Below are 237 nucleotides of genomic sequence, written 5' to 3'. Positions count from 1 at the left end.
CAACTGGTTTTGAAATGAGTGGAGATGGGGTTGTAAAAGTTACTAAAGGCGATATAAATACTATTGTTAGTAGTTTTGAAAATACAGGCGGTGTTTATATTACAGAAGGGAATTTAAATGCTAATAAATCAAGTTTTACAAGTGATGTAAATATTGCTAAGGGCGATTTAAAAGCTTTAGGGAATTTGTTAGAAGAAAAAAGAGATGAAAGTGGCGAAAGAGTAAAAGATAAAAACG

At 31.2% G+C, this 237-nt stretch carries 1 protein-coding gene; it reads left to right on the top strand.

All coding sequences use genetic code 11. The features are described from left to right. Nucleotides 1-237 (top strand): hypothetical protein (locus KJQ99_RS11515; protein ID WP_214150787.1); only part of this gene is annotated, 237 nt, incomplete at both ends.

Origin of the sequence: Campylobacter sp. 2018MI13, assembly GCF_018501135.1 — a bacterium.
Taxonomy (GTDB): domain Bacteria; phylum Campylobacterota; class Campylobacteria; order Campylobacterales; family Campylobacteraceae; genus Campylobacter_E.
The sequence above is the reverse complement of the archived record's forward strand: the minus strand, read 5'-3'. Positions and strand labels throughout refer to the sequence as shown.